The organism is Pedobacter sandarakinus, assembly GCF_026240095.1.
Lineage (GTDB): Bacteria > Bacteroidota > Bacteroidia > Sphingobacteriales > Sphingobacteriaceae > Pedobacter > Pedobacter sandarakinus.
In genome coordinates this window covers 525314-544174 of record NZ_JAPIVG010000001.1, presented here as the reverse complement: position 1 = coordinate 544174, position 18861 = coordinate 525314, and the positions used below count along the sequence as shown (strand labels likewise).

General features: G+C 39.8%; 15 protein-coding genes. 7 read left to right on the top strand and 8 right to left on the bottom strand.

Going from position 1 to position 18861, the window contains the following annotated elements:
• The first annotated feature begins 75 nt into the window (after positions 1-75).
• From OQ268_RS02195 to OQ268_RS02185, 3 genes are read left to right on the top strand one after another with little or no spacing between them, the layout of a single operon-like run.
• Positions 76-1122: a 3-oxoacyl-ACP synthase III family protein gene (locus OQ268_RS02195; RefSeq protein WP_265854426.1), complete on the top strand. Its 1047-nt coding sequence runs from the start codon at positions 76-78 to the stop codon at positions 1120-1122.
• Between the two features lie 35 nt (positions 1123-1157).
• The gene (gene dtd, locus OQ268_RS02190) at positions 1158-1610 is read left to right on the top strand and encodes a D-aminoacyl-tRNA deacylase (protein WP_265854425.1); all 453 of its coding nucleotides are present in this window, start codon (positions 1158-1160) and stop codon (positions 1608-1610) included.
• Positions 1610-1939 carry a nucleotide pyrophosphohydrolase gene (locus tag OQ268_RS02185; protein ID WP_265854424.1) on the top strand — a complete coding sequence of 110 codons (330 nt, stop codon included), beginning with the start codon at positions 1610-1612 and terminating at the stop codon, positions 1937-1939. The genes dtd and OQ268_RS02185 overlap by 1 nt, the downstream gene beginning before the upstream one ends.
• A 15-nt stretch (positions 1940-1954) precedes the next feature.
• Here the strand turns inward: OQ268_RS02185 and OQ268_RS02180 are convergent, their stop codons facing one another.
• Positions 1955-2254, bottom strand: a complete 300-nt coding sequence (locus OQ268_RS02180; protein WP_265854423.1) for a DUF4286 family protein — start codon at positions 2252-2254, stop codon at positions 1955-1957.
• Between the two features lie 60 nt (positions 2255-2314).
• The gene (locus tag OQ268_RS02175) at positions 2315-4141 is read right to left on the bottom strand and encodes a tetratricopeptide repeat protein (RefSeq protein WP_265854422.1); all 1827 of its coding nucleotides are present in this window, start codon (positions 4139-4141) and stop codon (positions 2315-2317) included.
• 270 nt (positions 4142-4411) lie between these two features.
• On the opposite strand from OQ268_RS02175, the gene OQ268_RS02170 reads away from it, so the two are divergent.
• The 3 genes from OQ268_RS02170 (at position 4412) to OQ268_RS02160 (ending at position 8741) form a co-directional block, all read left to right on the top strand.
• On the top strand, positions 4412-6298 hold the full coding sequence (locus OQ268_RS02170) for a S9 family peptidase (RefSeq protein WP_265854421.1): 1887 nt from the start codon (positions 4412-4414) through the stop codon (positions 6296-6298).
• Between the two features lie 3 nt (positions 6299-6301).
• Positions 6302-7969 (top strand): sensor histidine kinase, encoded by a 1668-nt coding sequence (locus OQ268_RS02165; protein ID WP_265854420.1) that lies wholly within the window; start codon positions 6302-6304, stop codon positions 7967-7969.
• An 82-nt stretch (positions 7970-8051) separates the two neighbouring features.
• Positions 8052-8741 (top strand): response regulator transcription factor, encoded by a 690-nt coding sequence (locus tag OQ268_RS02160; protein ID WP_265854419.1) that lies wholly within the window; start codon positions 8052-8054, stop codon positions 8739-8741.
• An 80-nt stretch (positions 8742-8821) separates the two neighbouring features.
• On the opposite strand, the gene OQ268_RS02155 is transcribed toward OQ268_RS02160, so the two are convergent.
• The 6 genes from OQ268_RS02155 to OQ268_RS02130 all read right to left on the bottom strand — a co-directional run bounded on the left by OQ268_RS02155 (position 8822) and on the right by OQ268_RS02130 (position 14726).
• Positions 8822-10066: a metallophosphoesterase gene (locus tag OQ268_RS02155; RefSeq protein WP_265854418.1), complete on the bottom strand. Its 1245-nt coding sequence runs from the start codon at positions 10064-10066 to the stop codon at positions 8822-8824.
• A 90-nt stretch (positions 10067-10156) separates the two neighbouring features.
• Positions 10157-11644 carry a sigma 54-interacting transcriptional regulator gene (locus OQ268_RS02150; RefSeq protein WP_265854417.1) on the bottom strand — a complete coding sequence of 496 codons (1488 nt, stop codon included), beginning with the start codon at positions 11642-11644 and terminating at the stop codon, positions 10157-10159.
• Positions 11645-11721: 77 nt separating this feature from the next.
• Positions 11722-12819 carry a vWA domain-containing protein gene (locus tag OQ268_RS02145; RefSeq protein WP_265854416.1) on the bottom strand — a complete coding sequence of 366 codons (1098 nt, stop codon included), beginning with the start codon at positions 12817-12819 and terminating at the stop codon, positions 11722-11724.
• A 253-nt stretch (positions 12820-13072) separates the two neighbouring features.
• Positions 13073-13762: a pirin family protein gene (locus tag OQ268_RS02140; RefSeq protein ID WP_265854415.1), complete on the bottom strand. Its 690-nt coding sequence runs from the start codon at positions 13760-13762 to the stop codon at positions 13073-13075.
• Between the two features lie 244 nt (positions 13763-14006).
• Positions 14007-14210 (bottom strand): hypothetical protein, encoded by a 204-nt coding sequence (locus tag OQ268_RS02135; RefSeq protein ID WP_265854414.1) that lies wholly within the window; start codon positions 14208-14210, stop codon positions 14007-14009.
• A 12-nt stretch (positions 14211-14222) separates the two neighbouring features.
• Positions 14223-14726, bottom strand: a complete 504-nt coding sequence (locus OQ268_RS02130; RefSeq protein WP_265854413.1) for an RNA polymerase sigma factor — start codon at positions 14724-14726, stop codon at positions 14223-14225.
• A gap of 552 nt (positions 14727-15278) precedes the next feature.
• On the opposite strand from OQ268_RS02130, the gene OQ268_RS02125 reads away from it, so the two are divergent.
• Positions 15279-18752, top strand: a complete 3474-nt coding sequence (locus OQ268_RS02125) for a preprotein translocase subunit SecA (protein ID WP_265854412.1) — start codon at positions 15279-15281, stop codon at positions 18750-18752.
• Positions 18753-18861 lie beyond the last annotated feature (109 nt).

Genomic DNA, 18861 nt, shown 5'->3' with positions numbered 1-18861 from the left:
ACAACCTAAGCGATTGCATATTGCTTGTTCTTCCATCTCTTTTAATACATTTGTTAATCCAATTTTAATTCGAGCATGCATCAATCTAAAATAGCAGGAATAGGTTACTACGTTCCAAAGAATGTGTACACCAACACCGATTTAAGTAAGTTTATGGATACCAACGATGAGTGGATCCAGGAACGCACGGGAATTAAAGAGCGTCGTTTTGCCGACAGAAACGAAGAAACCACCACCACCATGGGAATTGAGGCGGCCAAAATCGCAATCGAACGTGCGGGAATTACCGCCAATGATGTAGACTTTATTGTTTTCGCCACTTTAAGTCCAGATTATTACTTTCCGGGCTGCGGTGTGTTACTGCAACGCGAAATGGGGATGGGTGAGATTGGTGCTTTAGATATCCGCAATCAATGTTCGGGTTTTGTTTATGCGCTCTCGGTTGCCGATCAGTTTGTGAAAACAGGCATGTACAAGAATGTGTTGGTAGTGGGAAGTGAAAAACATTCCTTTGCCATGGATTTTGAAACCCGAAGCAGGAATGTATCGGTTATTTTTGGTGATGGCGCTGGTGCGGTAGTTTTGCAGCCCACTAACGAACAGGGCAAGGGTATTTTGAGTACGCACTTGCACAGCGATGGTGCCGATGCAGAAATTCTGGCCATGTATTACCCGGGTTCGCATGCCAATAAATGGATGAAAGATAAGCCTGCATTTCCCGAGCAGGAGTTGGGTGGCTTATTCATGACGCCCGAAATTTTAGAAAGTGGTGCTGCGCTCCCTTATATGGATGGCCCGGCGGTGTTTAAAAAGGCAGTAGTGAAGTTTCCAGAAGTGATAAAAGAAGCTTTGGCAGCAAATCACCTTACCGAAAAAGATATTGATCTATTGGTTCCGCACCAGGCCAATTTGCGCATTAGCCAGTATGTGCAACAACTACTGGGCTTACGCGATGACCAGGTTTTTAATAACATTCAAAAATATGGGAATACCACTGCTGCATCTGTGCCCATTGCATTATGCGAGGCTTGGGAAGCTGGAAAAATAAAAGATGGCGATTTGGTTTGTTTAGCAGCCTTTGGTTCGGGTTTTACCTGGGCTAGTGCACTAATCAGGTGGTAAATTATAATTGTATTTCAGTTTATACAGATTAAGCAATGCGAGCAGTTTTACAACGCGTTACCGAAGCCAGTTGCCAGGTTGATGGACAAGTAACAGGGAAAATAGCTACCGGTTTTTTGGTGCTTTTAGGGATAGAAGATGCAGATACGATGGAAGATTTAGATTGGCTGGCTCAGAAAATTGTAGGTATGCGGGTTTTTGCCGATGAAAACGATTTGATGAATAAAGCGCTTGCTGATGTAAATGGAGAAATTTTGCTGATTAGCCAATTTACATTATTTGCAACAACCAAAAAAGGAAACAGGCCGGGTTTTACCCGAGCAGCCAGGCCTGATGTAGCCATTCCGCTTTATGAAAAGATGATAGACAAGTTATCAGCTTTGCTGGGAAAAAAAATTGCAACGGGTATTTTTGGGGCCGACATGAAAATAAACCTGCTCAACGACGGACCGGTTACCATCATCATCGATACAAAAAATAAAGAATAATGACGATAAGCGAAGCACAGGAAACCGTAGATAAGTGGATTAAAACTACAGGCGTTCGTTATTTTAATGAGCTTACCAACACTGCCATGTTAATGGAAGAAGTTGGCGAAGTAGCCCGGATTATGGCCCGCCAATATGGTGAACAATCGTTTAAAAAGAGCGATGAGGCTGTAAACCTGGCAGATGAAATGGCCGATGTGCTTTTCGTACTTATTTGCCTGGCCAACCAAACGGGTATTGATCTAACAGATGCTTTAGCAAAAAATCTGGAGAAAAAATCCATTCGCGATGCAGACAGACACCAAAATAACGAGAAATTGAAACCTTAATGGTTTATAACCTGCTTATATAAATTCCATTAGAGTTCGGTACGCAACAAAGCGATTCTGAAACTTTGCGTTTAGTTTTTCCTGAAGTGCAGGTGCATGTACCTCCTTATAAGTATTATAATTTTCGAGGCTTTCGGCCACGTATTGCGCACAATAAGTGGTGCCTTCATTTGGCGAATCTACTACCTTTAATAAACGGTTTGATACGAAAAGCCCCGTTGCCATTACCTCAGGCAAATGTACTTCCTGCATCCATTGTAACCATTCTGCAGCAGCTGCATCCTCTAAAATTAGGGTAACATTATATAAATACATGGCACAAAGATAAGCATTGTGCCGTATTAAATGATTTGAAGTTTTTCTAAAAGGGTAATATTAAACGCCATCGCCTCGCAAGGTTCTAAATCTTTTCCTTGCCTCGGCGCTAAACATGCTGCCCGGGTAATCGGTAATCAGTTTCTGAAAATAGATTTTCGCCTGCTCAATATCGTTCAGCTTCTTTTCATACAAATCGCCTAACATAAATAATGCATCGTCTGTCCAAATGCCGTCTTTAAAATTTTCTGTTACGGTTTTGAGTATTGCCACTGCTTGCATGTGCTCATTTGCTTTGATCAGGATTCTGGCTTTTGTCATTAATACAGCATCTTTCAATCCATTATCTGGATACACAACCGAAATGCTATCTAATTTTTTAATAGCTTGTTCAGTAAGATTTCTAAAAATAAGCATCTCTGCATCGGCATACATTTTTAATGCATTGCTGTCTGTAGGCGTTTGGATGTTATCAGAAATAAGCAAGCTTAAGTTCAGGGCATCATTGGCAATAAGCTGCGATGTTGCCGTTTTCAAAACCATGCATTGTCCGTTGCTATAGTCGAAATTTCCCTGGTAAAAAGAAAGCTTTGCACTCCTGAACCTGGCCTCGTTGCCAATAGGTTGCCCTTCAAATTGCTTACTTACCTGCTCGTATACCAAGAAAGCTTCCCATGGTTGGTTGGTAAGAATATATACATCGCCTAAATCTAATTTGATTATGCTAAGTTCCTGTGCAGCTAAGCCCGGCATTTGTATCGCCTCTTCTAAACCTTTTTCTGCTTTCGATGCCTGGTTAAGGTAATATGCTTGCAAATTGGCTAACTTTTTAATGGCAAAAAGGGTGTTTTTATTTTTGCCATTCTCATCGATTAAGGACTGGTAATCTTTGGCAAGGAGATCAAGATTAGCTACAGAAAACTTTCCTGTGGTTTGCAGATTATACTTGGTGTTTAATAACTCAATCTTCGATGATAAATAATAGGGATTATCTTTCCCTTTCGTGAGCAAATACTCGTAGGCCTTGATGGCTGTTTCGTAAGCGTTATTGTCGGCGAAAATATTAACTGCACTATAAAGCGTTCCGCCATCGCCTTTTGTTCTTTTATCATAAGCAATTAACTGGCGTAGGGCCATATCAAATTCCTGTTGCTGAATATAATTCCACGTGAGCAACTGAACGTAGACAGCTGCATCTGGTTCTTGTTGGATTTTCTTTAAGATGGCAGCCTGAAAAGTTAGGTAATCATTTTTATCATCAAAAACCATAGATAGCACAGCTTGCGCCTGGGGAAGCAGCTGCGGATTAGTCGGCAAGGCATCCAGGTATTCCTGCATCAACATTGGTTTATCTTTTTTAAACCGGTAAATGTTAAGTAATTCGTAGGTGAAAAGCTGATCGTTGTTTAAAAGTTTTCTGCCCTGCTTAAAAGTTTGTATGGTTAATTCGTAATTTTCAAAGCGGTAAAAATTGTTTGCCAAATCCCTAATCCTAAATTCATCTTTCGGCAGTTTCGCAATCACATCATTAAAAACCTTATTTGCGGCATTGGCATCGCCTTTTTCCTGGTATAATTTTCCCAGCGCAATTAGATAAGCATCACCTTGTGGATTTTTCTTGATTTGTTTCTTTACCAGTTTTTCGGCAACATCATAGCGTTTAAGTTTTAGTAGGGTATTAAAGTATAGGTCGAAATAATTTTCCCCGGTAGAACCATCAACAAGCTTTTCGAGCAAAACAGCTGCCTTCTCATATTCGCCATCGCGGTAATATTGGATAATGAGCGCAGTATCATCCACATCTATGGCGCTGCGCTGAAGTGAGATCTGTGCTGCAGCACCACTTGCAAAAAGTAGAAAGAGCAAAACAAATATCCTATTCATCATCCTTTTTTTAAGGTTTAAATGTAATAAAAACGCTTGAAAGCTAAAAGCATTATGCCACAACAGTTCACTAAATTGTTTTAGTTGGTGCCAGATCAACACAGGCTTAAAACCTAATAAGAATGTTACCTCCCTTTTATTTTGACTAAATCTTATAAATACTAAATTGAGCCCAATCTGAAAGGTGTTTTACACAAGTAACATTGTTGGTGTAAAGCGTAGTTAAGGGTTTGTGATGGTTATTTTTGTAATCCCATTTTGAGATTGATATATATGTTGAAGCGAATTGTCTTGCTGGTAATAATTGCTGCGCTTTGGTCCTGTAAGGGTGCCAATAATGGGCAGGTTATACCTGTGGATGATTTCTTTAAAACCCAGGATAAGGCGTACTACCGTTTATCGCCAGATGGCAAGAGCCTTTCTTACCTAAAATTACAAGATAAAAAACTCGATTTATTTGTCGAAGACCTGGCCTCAGGAAAAAGTGTTCAGCTTACACGCTTAACCGAAAAAACCATTAGCTTTTATTTTTGGACAAGTAATAACGAATTAATCTACTATACGGAAGAAGATTCAAAAGACAGTAAGTCAGATATTTTCGTCATTAATAAAGATGGAAGTAAGCAGGTACAACTTAGCGCCAATGAGAAAACGAAACTTCGGGTTATTGAAGATCAGCTGATTGATGATAAATACATCATTGTGGCTTCCAACAAACGCGATTCGACGGTTTTTGATGTATACCGTTTGAACGTAAGGGATGGCAAAATGGAAATTGCAGCCAAAAATCCGGGAAACATTACCGATTGGGTTACTGATAATAAAGGTGTGTTGAAGATTGCTGTAGCCAGCGATGGAGTAAATGAGACCTTGCTCTATCGTGAAAGTGAAAGCAAACCCTTTACGCCCGTAATTACAAACAACTTTGAAACAACCCTTCAGCCTGTAGCTTTCCCAGAGAATGAGCCAAATGTATTATACGCCATTTCTAACGTAAATCGCGATAAAAATGCACTGGTGGCGCTCGACTTAAAAACAGGTAAAGAAAAACGGGTACTTTTTGCCAACGATACGTTAAATGTGGTAGATGCCAGGTATTCGCGTACCCAGAACCGCATTATGTTTGTAACCTGCGAAACCTGGAAGAAACAAAAATACTACCTCGATGACAGCACCAGGTCTACCTACAGCAAAATTGATAGGTTATTGCCTGGTACGGAGTGGCGCATTATGGATAAAGATAAAATGGACAATGTTTTTGTAGTGAGGACTTTTACTGACAAAAATCCCGGTTCTTATTACCTATATACCGCCAGCGATAACAAGTTAAAAAAGTTAACTGATATCAATTCGAGCATTAAAGAGGAGCTGATGAGTGATATGAAACCCATTAGCTTTAAAAGTAGAGATAGTTTAACCATTAATGGATACTTAACCCTGCCAATAGGCAAAAAAGCCACAAACTTACCTGTTGTGGTGTTGCCGCATAATGGTCCTGGTGGTAGAAATGTTTGGGGTTATAATGCCGAAGTTCAATTTCTGGCAAATAGGGGGTATGCGGTGTTGCAAGTAAATTATCGTGGTTCTTCTGGTTATGGGAAATCTTTTTATGCCGCAGGTTTTAAACAGTGGAGCGATAAAATACAGGAAGATGTAAATGATGGCGTGCGTTGGCTAATTGCACAGAAAATTGCTAACCCCAAAAAAATTGCCATCTATGGAAATGGATTTGGCGGTTATATTGCGTTGAATTGTTTGTATAAAAATTCCGATCTTTACAGTTGTGGCGGATCAAATTCTGGCGTAATTAATTTATTTAGTTATTTGAAAACCATTCCGCCGTTTTTAAAATCTAACCTACAGATGTATTACGAAATTATTGGCGACCCGGTAACGGATACAGATTATTTGCGCTTTGCATCGCCGGTGTTCCATGCAGATCGGTTTAAATCACCAGTTTTTATTGCGCAAAACCCTAAAGATCCCAGGGTTAACGTGGCCGAAGGTGTTCAGTTCATTAAAGAGTTGAAGAAAAGAGATGTACCGGTAACTTATATCGAAAAAGAAGAAGGCCCAAATCCGGTAATGCGGCAACAAGGCAGAACAGCGCTTTACAAAGCTTTAGAAGAGTTTTTGCAAACCAATATCAGCAAAAAATAGGTTATGGCCTTAGATAAAAAAAGTGGCTACCGTAAAAATTTCTCACTTGGTGTAACGTTCATCACCCTCATTTCAATTCTGTTCGTGCTCTCACTTTTCCTGGCTTTTAATTTCAGTAAAAAGTCTATCGAAAATGAGTTCGTATCAGAGAAGGTAAATGTTTTGGAACAAAGCCTTAAGCCGTACAATGATTTTTTTCAGAACAAGATGCCCGAAATATCCTATTACAATGGTTTTTTGGATTCCGCTACTGCATCTAAATTTGTCGATACCATCAACCTCAAATATCCTTTCGTTGCTAAAGTTACTTTCTACGATACCGAAGTTAAAAATGTTCCCGTTAAAGATGGAATGAACGTTGGCAACCTATCCATCGGACCAAAATCAATTTTTCAATTCGGCAAAAACGTGGCTCGGGATTCCATCAGACTATTTTCCGAATCCAACAGGCAATCTTTTAAAGTCGGCGATGATTTCAATGCCATGGCATACAAATTGGTTACTTTTGTCGATCAGTTGGATACGGCCGCGGTACCCACTCAGGAAGATCTTTTCACCAATTTCTCGGTGGTAAAGTCTAATAAAATTACTTACCTCAATATTCCCAGAAGGGAAGACCTTAAGATTTACCGAAATATGATGCGGCGTAAGTTAAGCCCATTACCAGTTTACCAGCAAGATATGCTGGTGTTTCAACTTGATCCGAATAAAATCAAAGTGGTTAACACCAGACCATTGTTGTACCAAAAAATCCAGGTAGAGCCTTTAACTTACGATCCGATTGATACTTCTGAAGAAAACATGACCACCGAGATTGCATTGCCGGGGGCCTTTTCTGATTTTAAACTCTACTTCACCAGTTCAAAATCATATATTAAGAAAGAGACTTTTATCTATTTTATGCCTATTGCACTGGTGTTGTTATTGGTTTATGGGGTCTTGCTCCTGGTTGCTTTCCTTATTTACCGAAATCTTAACATCAACAGTAAGATGTTCAAACTGCAATACGATTTTGTAAACAATCTTACACACGAGTTTAAAACACCTGTTAGCGTAATTAAGATTGCCGGAAATAACATTAAAAGTGCTACTTCGCTAAGCCAGAAAGAACAGCAACTCTACGGAAAAATTTTAGATGAGGAAGCCGATAAGCTTAATGGTTTGATGAACAAACTCCTGGCATTTACCCAGATCGAAAACAAAAGCATCAAGCTTAACCAGGAAGAAGTAAATATCCGCGATTTTATTGAAAGCACCATCGAATCCCATACCCTCAAACATCCCGATTTTAAAATGACCTATGAGGTAGTCGGTTTTAAAACTTTCATCACCGATCCGGTGTTATTGGGTAGCTTGTTCGATAATTTGGCCGAGAATGCGTATAAATATTCTAAGCCAGAAAATAAAAACCTGCACATTAGCGCAAAGCTGATAAAAGGAGTGCTTGTGTTCCGTTTTACCGATAAAGGAATTGGTATTGCCGCAAGTGAGCTGAATAATATTTTTAAAAAGTTCTTCAGGATCCAAAATGAATACAACCAAATGGGCAGTGTTGGGCTGGGTTTGGCTTTCTGCAAAGAACTGGTTAACTTTATGCAGGGAGAAATCTCTGTAAAAAGCAAAGTGGGTAGTGGCACAGCCTTTAAAATAGTGCTTCCTTACAATAGTTAATTAATTTAGGGTGATGGCGTTGTTAGTAGTCTAATACTACACAAACCAATAATCACACAAAGCGATATAAAACACACCAATAATGTCTAAAGAAGTAAAAATATTAATTGTAGAGGATGATGAAAATCTTCGCTTTTTAGTAGCCCACCGCTTAAAAACAGAAGGTTATAATGTACTAGAGGCAAATGATGGAGAATCTGGTGAGCGAATGATTATGGCAGACCAACCGGATATAGTGCTTTTAGACTGGATGATGCCTGGAAAGCAAGGTGCCGAAGTTTGCGAAGAAGTGCGTAAGCAAGGGTTCGAGAACCTGGTAATTATGATGACCGCCAAGGCGCAGGATGTAGATAAAATTGATGCATATAACTTTGGCGCATCAGATTATATTACTAAACCATTTAACATGGATGTACTGGTAGCCATGTTAGAGAGTAAGGTAAAGTTCATCGTAAATAAAGATACCGCGGAAATTCACCGTTTCGGCAACATGGAGCATCACCCCAATATCCACACGTTATTTAGAGAGGGAAAAAAGATTGAGCTTACCATTTTAGAAAACCGCATTTTGCTTTATTTCTTACGCAACCCAGGTAAAGTAATAAACCGCGATGAGCTGATGTTAGTGGTTTGGGGTTACAATTCTGATGTAAACACCCGGACTTTAGACATGCACATTGTGCGCTTAAGAAAGAAGATAGAGTTAAATCCAGATAATCCGCAATTGCTGCAGACGGTTAGAGGCGTAGGTTATCGCTTTAATGCGGGTTAGGTACTAAGCTTTAACAAAATAAAAAGGATCGAACCCGTTAGGCCCTATAGCATAACAGGTTCAATCCTTTAATTTTATCGCTATGCCCTTTTTAGTGTAAAAATGGTTATTTCAGGTAACACACCAACCCTGCCAGGGTAGCCTAAGAAACCATAACCCACATTAACGTAAAGTTGTTGTTTCTGTTCCTGATAAAGGCCAGCCCACTCCTTGTAAATGTATTGCACAGGGCTCCACTGATATTCTTTTAGCCTGACACCAAATTGCATTCCGTGCGTATGTCCGCTAAACATGGCGTCAATCTGCGGATATTTTTCCAATATCTCACCACGCCAATGCGACGGATCGTGGCTTAAGAGTAGCTTCACAGGCAAGTCATCAGTATTTTGTACGGCCAGTTCCATTTTTCCATATTTCGGAAAGCGACCCATGCCCCAGTTTTCTATACCTAAGATGCCGATTTCTTCACCATCTACTTTTAAACGCCGATTCTCGTTCATCAGTAAATCATAGCCCATCACCTTGTGCACATCTACCATGTCTTTAAGGTTTTTTACCTTCGCTGGCGATGATGTTTTACCAAAGTAGTAGTCGCCATAATCATGGTTTCCCAAGGTAGAATACACCCCAAGCGGCGCTTTTACTTTCGCAAAAATATCTTGATAATCTTTCACTTCATTGGTAAGGTTATTAACCAAATCTCCGGTAAAAAACACGAAATCTGGTTTTTCGCCCAGCAGCAATTCTACACCACCTTTTACTGCCGTTTTATTATAGAAACTACCAGAATGGATATCAGAAATTTGACCCATTGTTATGCCATCGAAAGCTTTCGGAAGATTGGGGAGGATTAAATTTACCCTTCTAACCTGGTAATCGTAAGCGCCGGAAATAATGCCCCAGCTTAAAGAAGTTAAGGGAACTGCTGCCGCAACCAAACCGGCCTTTACTAGAAATTCTGAACGCGAAATCGTTTCAGCCTCTGCAATCGGTTGATCTTTTATTACTTCTTTCTTACGGAATATTTTGATAAATAGCCTTCTTAAGTCATCAAGAACCAAAAAAGGCAACATAGCCATTTTGCAGGCAACAGTTAAGAAAAATGCAACTAAAATAATTGCACGTAAAGTAAGGAAGAGATTGAGGTAAATCCCGGCGAAAACACCAATGATTAAAAGGAAGCTGTAACTCCAGTATAAAACGCTGAAGATTTTCCTGGTGCGGGGTTTCCAGCTCTTAAATACTGCGATAAGGGCTTTAAAACAGTAGATATCGAAAGCAACAATAAAAACACAAGCGGCAATAATAAAGGGTAGTCTGCCCATATTTAAGGGTTATATGTTAAAAAAAAAGCTTTGATATTCCTTTCAAAAATGAATAGAAGCATCAAAGCTAATAAAATGAATTTTTAATTTTTACCTGAAATCGTCTTCATCTTCTTCCTCATCAAACTCGGCATTAAACAAACTGCCAAACATATCCGAAAATCCAAATCCGCCGTTAAGGTAATTTTTGCTTAGCTGAGAGTATTCTGCCAGACCATGCAATACAAACTCCATCAATAACAAGGTTTGGTTTTCACTTAACTTAGGATGAAACTTTTTAACCGTATCGAATAAGCTAGGCACCAGCATTAGTGCTTTTTTATATTGTGCATTGGTTAATACATCGGTCACGTCAACATTATTACCTTCTGTAAACCATTCAGTAATTTCGGCGTACGGATTGGCTGTTTTAGTTTTCTTAGCCTTTTCGGGATCTGGGAAGTAGCGGGCAAACAAGGTCTTTACCGCTTTACCGATCAAGGTTGTTGCCACATGGGCAGGCCCTTCCAGTTCCCCTTCGTAAACCAATTCGATCTTACCTGTTATTGCCGGAATAATTCCTGCTAGGTCTGATAAGCGAACGAAGGTATTTTTTTCACCAGCAATTAACATCCTACGCTCTGCCGTGCTAATTAAATTTTCGTATGCCGAAATGGTCAGCCTGGCAGAAACACCAGATTTCTGATCGATATATTCGCTTTTACGAGCCTCGAAAGCAATCTGCTCCACCAAATCTTTTACTAAGCCATCTGCCTCAATTCGCTCTCTTTGGGCATTTGTCAGTTTTGCTTCCTGGAAAGTAATTTTCCGGGAAATTTCAATGCTTTTTGGGTAGTGCGTCAAAATCTGACTCTCAATCCGATCTTTCAGCGGTGTTACAATACTTCCACGGTTGGTATAATCTTCAGGGTTTGCAGTAAACACAAATTGAACATCAAGCGGTAAACGCAATTTAAAACCACGGATTTGAATATCTTTTTCTTGCAGCATATTAAATAACGCTACCTGAATCCGAGCCTGTAAATCAGGCAATTCGTTAATTACAAAAATGCTTCTATGGGCTCTTGGAATTAACCCAAAATGAATAACTCTTTCATCATTATAGGTTAGTTTTAAAGTTGCGGCTTTAATTGGGTCAACATCGCCAATTAAATCGGCAACAGTAACATCTGGCGTTGCTAATTTTTCTGTATAGCGTTCGCTGCGGTGTAGCCAGGCAATTTCGGTCGCATCGCCTTTAGTAGCAATTTCGTTTTTAGCGTACCACGAAATAGGATTCATCGGGTCGTCGAAAATTTCACTGCCAGCAACATAAGGTACATATTCATCTAGTAAGTTTACCATCAAACGGGCAATTCGGGTTTTTGCCTGTCCGCGTAAGCCTAACAATAAAATATTATGGCGAGAAAGAATTGCCGTTTGCAACTCCGGTATTACGGTTTCGTCGTAACCTATAATGCCTTCAAATTCTGTTTTTTTACCGCTAAAAACTTTAATTAGGTTCTCTCTAAGTTCCTCTTTAACTGATCTTGGTTCGTATCCTTTGGTTTTTAGTTCGCCTAAAGTTGTGTTTTGCATATATGTTATATGGTATAAGGTTAGGGTATAGGGTGTATGGTTTAAAGCCTTGCGGCTTTTACGTTCGGCCCGCTACCTTATTTAACTGTTTTACGCCTGTTTTTTATATAATCTTCAAAAATGTATTCGCCTAAGCCATTTAATGAACTGTAAAATGCCCTACCTCCATTAATTTCGGTAAATTGGCGTACAAACTGTTGTAAATAAGGGTCTTTAGCAATCATAAAAGTGGTAATAGGTATTTTCAGGCGCTTGCATTGGGCGGCCATGTTTAAGGTTTTATTAATCACCTTTCTATCCAGGCCCATACTGTTTTTGTAATACTTACCATTTTCTTTCAGGCAGGTTGGCTTGCCGTCTGTAATCATAAAAATTTGCTTGTTGTGCGTTTTACGGCGACGTAGCAAGTCGGTGGCCAATTCCAAGCCCGCAAAAGTATTGGTATGGTAGGGGCCAACCTGCAAATAAGGTAAATCTTTTACGGTAATGGGCCACGCATCGTTACCAAACACCACAATGTCCAAGGTATCTTTGGGGTATTTTGTTTTAATCAATTCGGCCAATGCCATTGCAACTTTTTTAGCTGGCGTAATTCTGTCTTCGCCATATAGAATCATAGAGTGCGAAATATCAATCATCAACACGGTAGAAGTAAGCGTCTTAAAATCTTTCTCTTCCACCTCCAAATCCCTGTCGGTTAATGTAAAATCACTAATTCCATGGTTTATCTGGGCGTTTTGTATCGAGGCCGTCATGTCAATTTGATCCAGGCTATCGCCAAAATTATACTCTCGTCTATCGGCATTCTTTTCTTCACCTATGCCAGATTGGTTGCTGTTGTGGTTACCGCGACCAGATTTCTTAAGCTTGCCGAAAATCTCATCCAAAGCAGATTTACGAATCGTTTGCTCCGTTTTGGCCGTAATCTTAAATTCTCCAGATTGGTTATCTTCGGTTAGGTAACCCTTATCTTTTAAATCGTCTATGAAATTGCCAATCCCATACTCGTTATTTGTCAGCTTATATTGCTTGTCTAGCTCATTTAGCCAACTTAATGCCTCTGCTGCATCTCCAGCTGTATAGTTCAGCAACTCGCTAAATAATTTCAGCAACTCATCAAACCCACCTTTTGGCGCATCGCCAGGCTTATAATCAGAAAAACGAAAACCTCTCATGTGCTTGTATTAACGATTTATCGAAGGTAAAAGTTTCGATTTGCATTAATTTAAGCAGGATGTCATAATTTGTTAACAGGCCGAGCAGAACAGCTTGTGCCCCATAATAATTTGGACGTTTCCCAAGCTGCGCAAGGGTCGGGCTTTGCAGGGCTCCGCTTCGCTCCGGTACCGATGAAAAATCGGTACTAAACCCTTCCAATCCCTAACGCAAAACCCAAAATTTAAAAACCAAATAGCTAACCTTACTTGCTTACTGGTGCTCCAGAACTACAATGGTTCCTCCATCCTGTGAACTCTTCAATTCTACTGTATTTACGCCCTTTAATGAAATTGCATCTCCCCTCCGCAATGGCTTGCCCAGATACTCAAAATTACCATTAACAATAAAACAAAAACAGTTATTTGTACGCTCTTTAATATTGCAGGCCATTTCGTTCTCGCCGTCGAATCTACCTGCATGGAGCAGGAAAGGGAGTTTTACATTCGCAATGATTTCTAAAAGCTGGTTTGGTGCGTCATCATAATCAATGTCGTAACACATTTCACTGGCCTTAACTAAGAACAAATCTGTGTTGAGCCCAAGTTGAAGGTAATTTACATACTCATTCGCATAAGGATTGCTAACTTCGAGTACTTCGCCTCTACTTAGGTTCAGCACCTGTACCTGTCCTGCTTCCACCTCAAAAAGTTTACTGTCTTGCACTAAATTTATTTTACCATTGATTGGTATAAAAATCTGGTAAGAATCTACCTTTGATAGAAAGAAGCACATTTTTCCACCCGCAATAAATTCATCATTGCATAAAAATAGATCGCCTATCGGGGTTTTATCTTCGCTTTGGTACTTTTCAAAGCTAAGTGTACTCAACCTTTTAGAAACGCTTGTTTCAGCAATACCCCTTTGGTCGGCCAGGTATATTTTTCCCGTATTAAATGTCATTTGCGAATGGTCTTTATTACCTAAATGCGCTTGAATTGATGTGGCTCCCAACAAGCAGCCTGTAACGCATATCAAGTTTATGCATCCAAAAGTACCTGATCTAACCTATCAGCGCAAATAAATAATCCCAGCATAGCTCATACAGCAAGTGGAAAGAAATCTACTGTATACTTTCCAAATTAACGGACAAAAAAAGAACGCGCTACCATTTGGCAACGCGTTTCTATAAAAGTTGGTTTTTAAATTAATTTCTTGTATCTGCAGGGGCGTTAGTGGTTGAGTCTGCCATTAAAGTTTGGCTGGTATCGGTTACGTTTGTATCTACCACCGCATTGGTATCAGTATAGTTGTTCATACTGTCTGCGTTCTCGCTATCTGCCTTGTTGCCAGAGCAAGATGCTAAGCCCAGACCCAAGGCAACACTTAATATTAATAATTTACTTTTCATAGGTTTTTAGATTTATCTATACATTTTCAAATATTTTTTTAGTCCCAGTCTGGCCTGGTGAATATAGGTTTTTACCGTGCCAATTGGGATATTCAGTTCCACTGCAATTTCCTCATATTTATACCCCTCGAAATACCTTTGAAAAGGAACTCTATAATCGTCTTTAATGGATGACATAGCCTTTCTAATATCTTCTAACGCGAATGTAGACTCGCCGTTATTTCTCGTAGCACTCTTAAGTAGGTGCGAACTGTTAAGATCTTCCTGCACACTAATTACCTGATTTCGCCTTGCATTTCGGTTAAAATCATTTATGTAGGTGTTTTTCATGATCACATAAAGCCAGCCTTTCAAGTTTGTCCCATCGTCAAATTTATCTTTAAATCTTACGCCTTTAATTAGCGTCTCCTGAAGCAAATCTTTCGCGTCATCCTCGTCTTTAGTAAATTTTAAGGCATGGTTCATTAACTGTGTGGTGTGTTCATTAATGGCGGATGTGAATTCGTTGTAATTCATAACTGAATGATTATGGTTAGGTGAGAATTTAAGGAATTATTCTTAATATGTTTAAAAACAACACGAGAATAGGGAAATGGTTTTTGTGAATTACCTAATTGCGTATAACTAACATAAAAAGTACGGAACAGATGCTTTTAATAAATGCTTGCTAAAATTAAAGATGCGTTGGTTACTGCTGCGAAATGTCCATTTGGTAATCGCTTATTTTGCTTGAGATAGCCGCACAGTATTTTGTTATTAAACGGGATGGCAGCGATATCCTTTTTGTTTGCTATGCCTGGTGTTTTGCTTCTTTGCCAACAAAACAAAAAGATTTAGCAAACAGCCCGACTAACATTTAATCCTTAAACTGCATTTGCTTTTCTAAATAGCTGCTATTAAATGCTAACAATTGTGTTAGCAAAGAAATAATCGCGAGGTAAATAACAGATAATTTAGAATATATACTTAATTTTAGCCCCTTATAACTGCCAAACTGACTTAACCAATACAATGGCTTGGTTGTTGTAATAATGCAGTTTTTTAATACTAAATACGATTTAAAATATAATGTTAGGATTTTTAGCGAAGATTTTCGGAAGTAAATCAGAAAGAGATATAAAAAGTATACAGCCTTTGGTTGTAAAAATAAATGAAGAATATGCCAAGCTATCGGCATTAAATCATGACGAGTTGAGGGCGAAGACAATCGAGTTTAAAGGTCGGATTTCGGCTTTTTTAACTGAGATTGATGGGAAAATTGCTGCTTTAAAGACTGAAGCCGAGGGTGAAGAATTAGATCTGCACCAGAAAACTGCGCTTTATGATCAGGTTGATGCCCTTGGAAAAGAGCGTGATGCTGAATTGGAAAAAGTGCTTTTGGAGATACTACCCGAAGCCTTCGCAGTAGTGAAAGAAACTTCGAGAAGATTAAGCGAAAACGATTATTTAGAGGTTACCGCCACACCATTTGATCGCGACTACGCTGCCCGCAAAAGCAATGTAAAAATTGTTGGCGATAAAGCCCAATGGGCCAATACCTGGGATGCGGCCGGTACCGAAGTGAAATGGAACATGGTTCATTACGATGTTCAGTTGATTGGCGGTATGGTATTGCACAATGGTAAAATTGCAGAGATGGCAACGGGTGAGGGTAAAACCTTGGTATCTACATTGCCAGCTTATTTAAATGCACTTGCAGGCCAAGGGGTGCACATTGTTACCGTGAACGATTATTTGGCCAGACGTGATAGTGAATGGAATGGACCTTTGTTCGAGTTCCATGGCTTAAGTGTAGATTGTATTGATAAGCACGAGCCGAACTCTGAAGAAAGAAGAAAAGCCTATGCCGCAGATATAACTTATGGAACCAATAACGAATTCGGTTTCGATTACCTGCGTGACAATATGTCGCAAACGCCCGACCAACTGGTGCAGCGTAAGTTACACTTTGCAATGGTAGATGAGGTCGATTCGGTTTTAATTGATGATGCTCGTACCCCATTAATTATTTCAGGCCCTATTCCGCATGGCGATCAACATGAATTTTACGAGCTTAAACCCCGCATTGAGCGCTTGGTTAATGCACAAAAAGCCTATGTAACACAGGCTTTGAACGAAGCCAAGAAGTTAATTAATGCAGGCAACTCTGGAACCGAAGAAGGTGAAGGTGGTTTGGCTTTATTGAGAGCTTTCCGTGGTTTGCCAAAAAACAAAGCTTTAATTAAATTTTTAAGTGAGAGTGGTGTACGGGGTTTGCTGTTAAAAACTGAAAACTACTACATGGCAGATCAATCTAAGAATATGCCAAAGGTAGATTCTGAATTGTTCTTCTATATTGATGAAAAAAATAATCAGGTAGAGCTTACCGAAAAAGGTATTGAGTTAATTACCCAGTCTGGAGAAGATCCGCACTTCTTCGTTTTACCAGATGTAGGAACCGAAGTAGCAGAGCTTGAAAAATCTGATCTTCCCCTGGAAGAAAAGGTGGCCACGAAAGATGCTTTAATGAGAGATTATTCTGTAAAAGCAGAACGTATCCACTCAGTTAACCAATTGTTAAAAGCCTACACTTTGTTCGAAATTGATGTTGAATACATCATCGATGAAGGAAAGATTAAAATTGTTGATGAGCAAACAGGCCGTATTATGGATGGTCGCCGTTACTCTGATGGCTTACACCAGGCAATTGAGGCTAAAGAAAATGTAAAGGTTGAAGATGCCACCCAAACCTATGCTACGGTAACTTTGCAAAACTATTTCCGTATGTACCACAAATTATGTGGTATGACGGGTACTGCAACTACTGAAGCTGGTGAATTCTGGTCTATTTATAAACTCGATGTGGTGGAAATACCAACCAATAGAAATATTTCTAGGTTGGATCATCAGGACTATGTGTACCGCACCGTTCGCGAGAAATACAATGCGGTAGCAGCTGAAATTCAATTTTTAGTTTTTCCTTACTCACACTATGAGGCAGAATATGAGCTTGATAAAGAAGGTAATGTTAAACAGAAGGATGGCAAGCCCATTCCAAAATATGATGCCACCGGTAGAATGGTTCCTAAGCTAGATGCTAAAGGTGCTTTAATTCCGGCAGTTAATCCACAAACAGGGCAGCTAGAGCCAAAGGCGGGAAGACCGGTATTGGTGGGAACTACATCTGTTGAAATTTCCGAATTGTTAAGCCGTATGCTTAAGCTTCGTGGAATTAAACACAACGTATTGAATGCTAAAATGCACCAGAGAGAGGCTGATATCGTTGCCGAAGCTGGTCAACCAGGTACGGTTACCATTGCAACCAACATGGCCGGTCGTGGTACGGATATTAAGTTGGGCGCAGGTGTTAAAGAGGCGGGTGGTTTAGCCATTGTGGGTACCGAGCGTCACGAATCTCGTCGTGTTGACAGGCAGTTGCGTGGTCGTGCAGGTCGTCAGGGCGACCCGGGTTCATCGCAGTTCTTTGTATCGTTAGAAGATAACCTGATGCGTTTGTTCGGTTCAGAAAGAATTTCTGGTATCATGGTGCGGATGGGTATTGAGGATGGTGAGGTAATTCAACATTCAATGATTACCAAATCCATTGAACGTGCACAAAAGAAAGTAGAAGAAAATAACTTCGGTATTCGTAAACGTTTGCTAGAGTATGATGATGTAATGAACTCTCAGCGTACCGTAATTTATGCTAAACGTAAAAATGCCTTGTTCGGCGAACGTTTAGACGTAGATATGAACAACATGGTTTACGATGTTGCTGAAGACATTGTAACAGAATATAAAGAAGAGGCAAATTTTGATGGCTTTAAGTTAGAAGTAATTAAAAATTTCTCTTTTGATACCGCCATCACCGAGAAAGAGTTTGCATCTACTAATATTGCCGGATTAACAGAGCGATTATTTGATGAAGCTGAAACTTTCTATGCCCGCAAATCAGATGCAATTATACAGCAATCACTGCCTGTTTTAACCCAGGTTTACGAAGAACGCGGTCAGCATATTGAGCAAATTGTGGTGCCATTTACTGATGGGATCCGTGGCATTCAAGTAGCGGTAGATTTGAAAAAAGCGATCGATAATAAAGGTAAGGAGGTTGTTCGTGCATTCGAAAAAACCATTGTATTGGCCTTGATCGATGATAGCTGGAAAGAGCATTTACGTGAAATGGATGATCTGAAACAATCTGTTCAAAACGCAGTTTACGAGCAGAAGGATCCATTGGTAATTTATAAAATGGAAGCTTTTAACTTGTTTAAGAATATGCTCAACGCTGTTAATAAAGAAGTGGTAAGTTTCTTGTACAAAGGTGGTATTCCGGTACAACAAGAGGCCGAAGACTTAAGAGAAGCGCCAGCTCCTGTTAGGCAGCCAAAATTACAAACCACAAAGCAGGAATTTGGTGGAGAAGAGCCAGGATTTGATTTTGGCGACACCCGGGAAGCCGTTCCACAGCAGCCTATACGTAAAGAGGCAACTGTTGGGCGTAACGAACCTTGCCCATGTGGAAGTGGCAAAAAATATAAGAATTGCCACGGCGCTAACTAAATTGTGCCAATAAATAATAATACAGGCTGCATCGATGATGCGGCCTTTTTTATGCAGTGCACCAACGCAGTTGGTCATATTCTAGAGCGAGAGAAACTACCATTTGCTT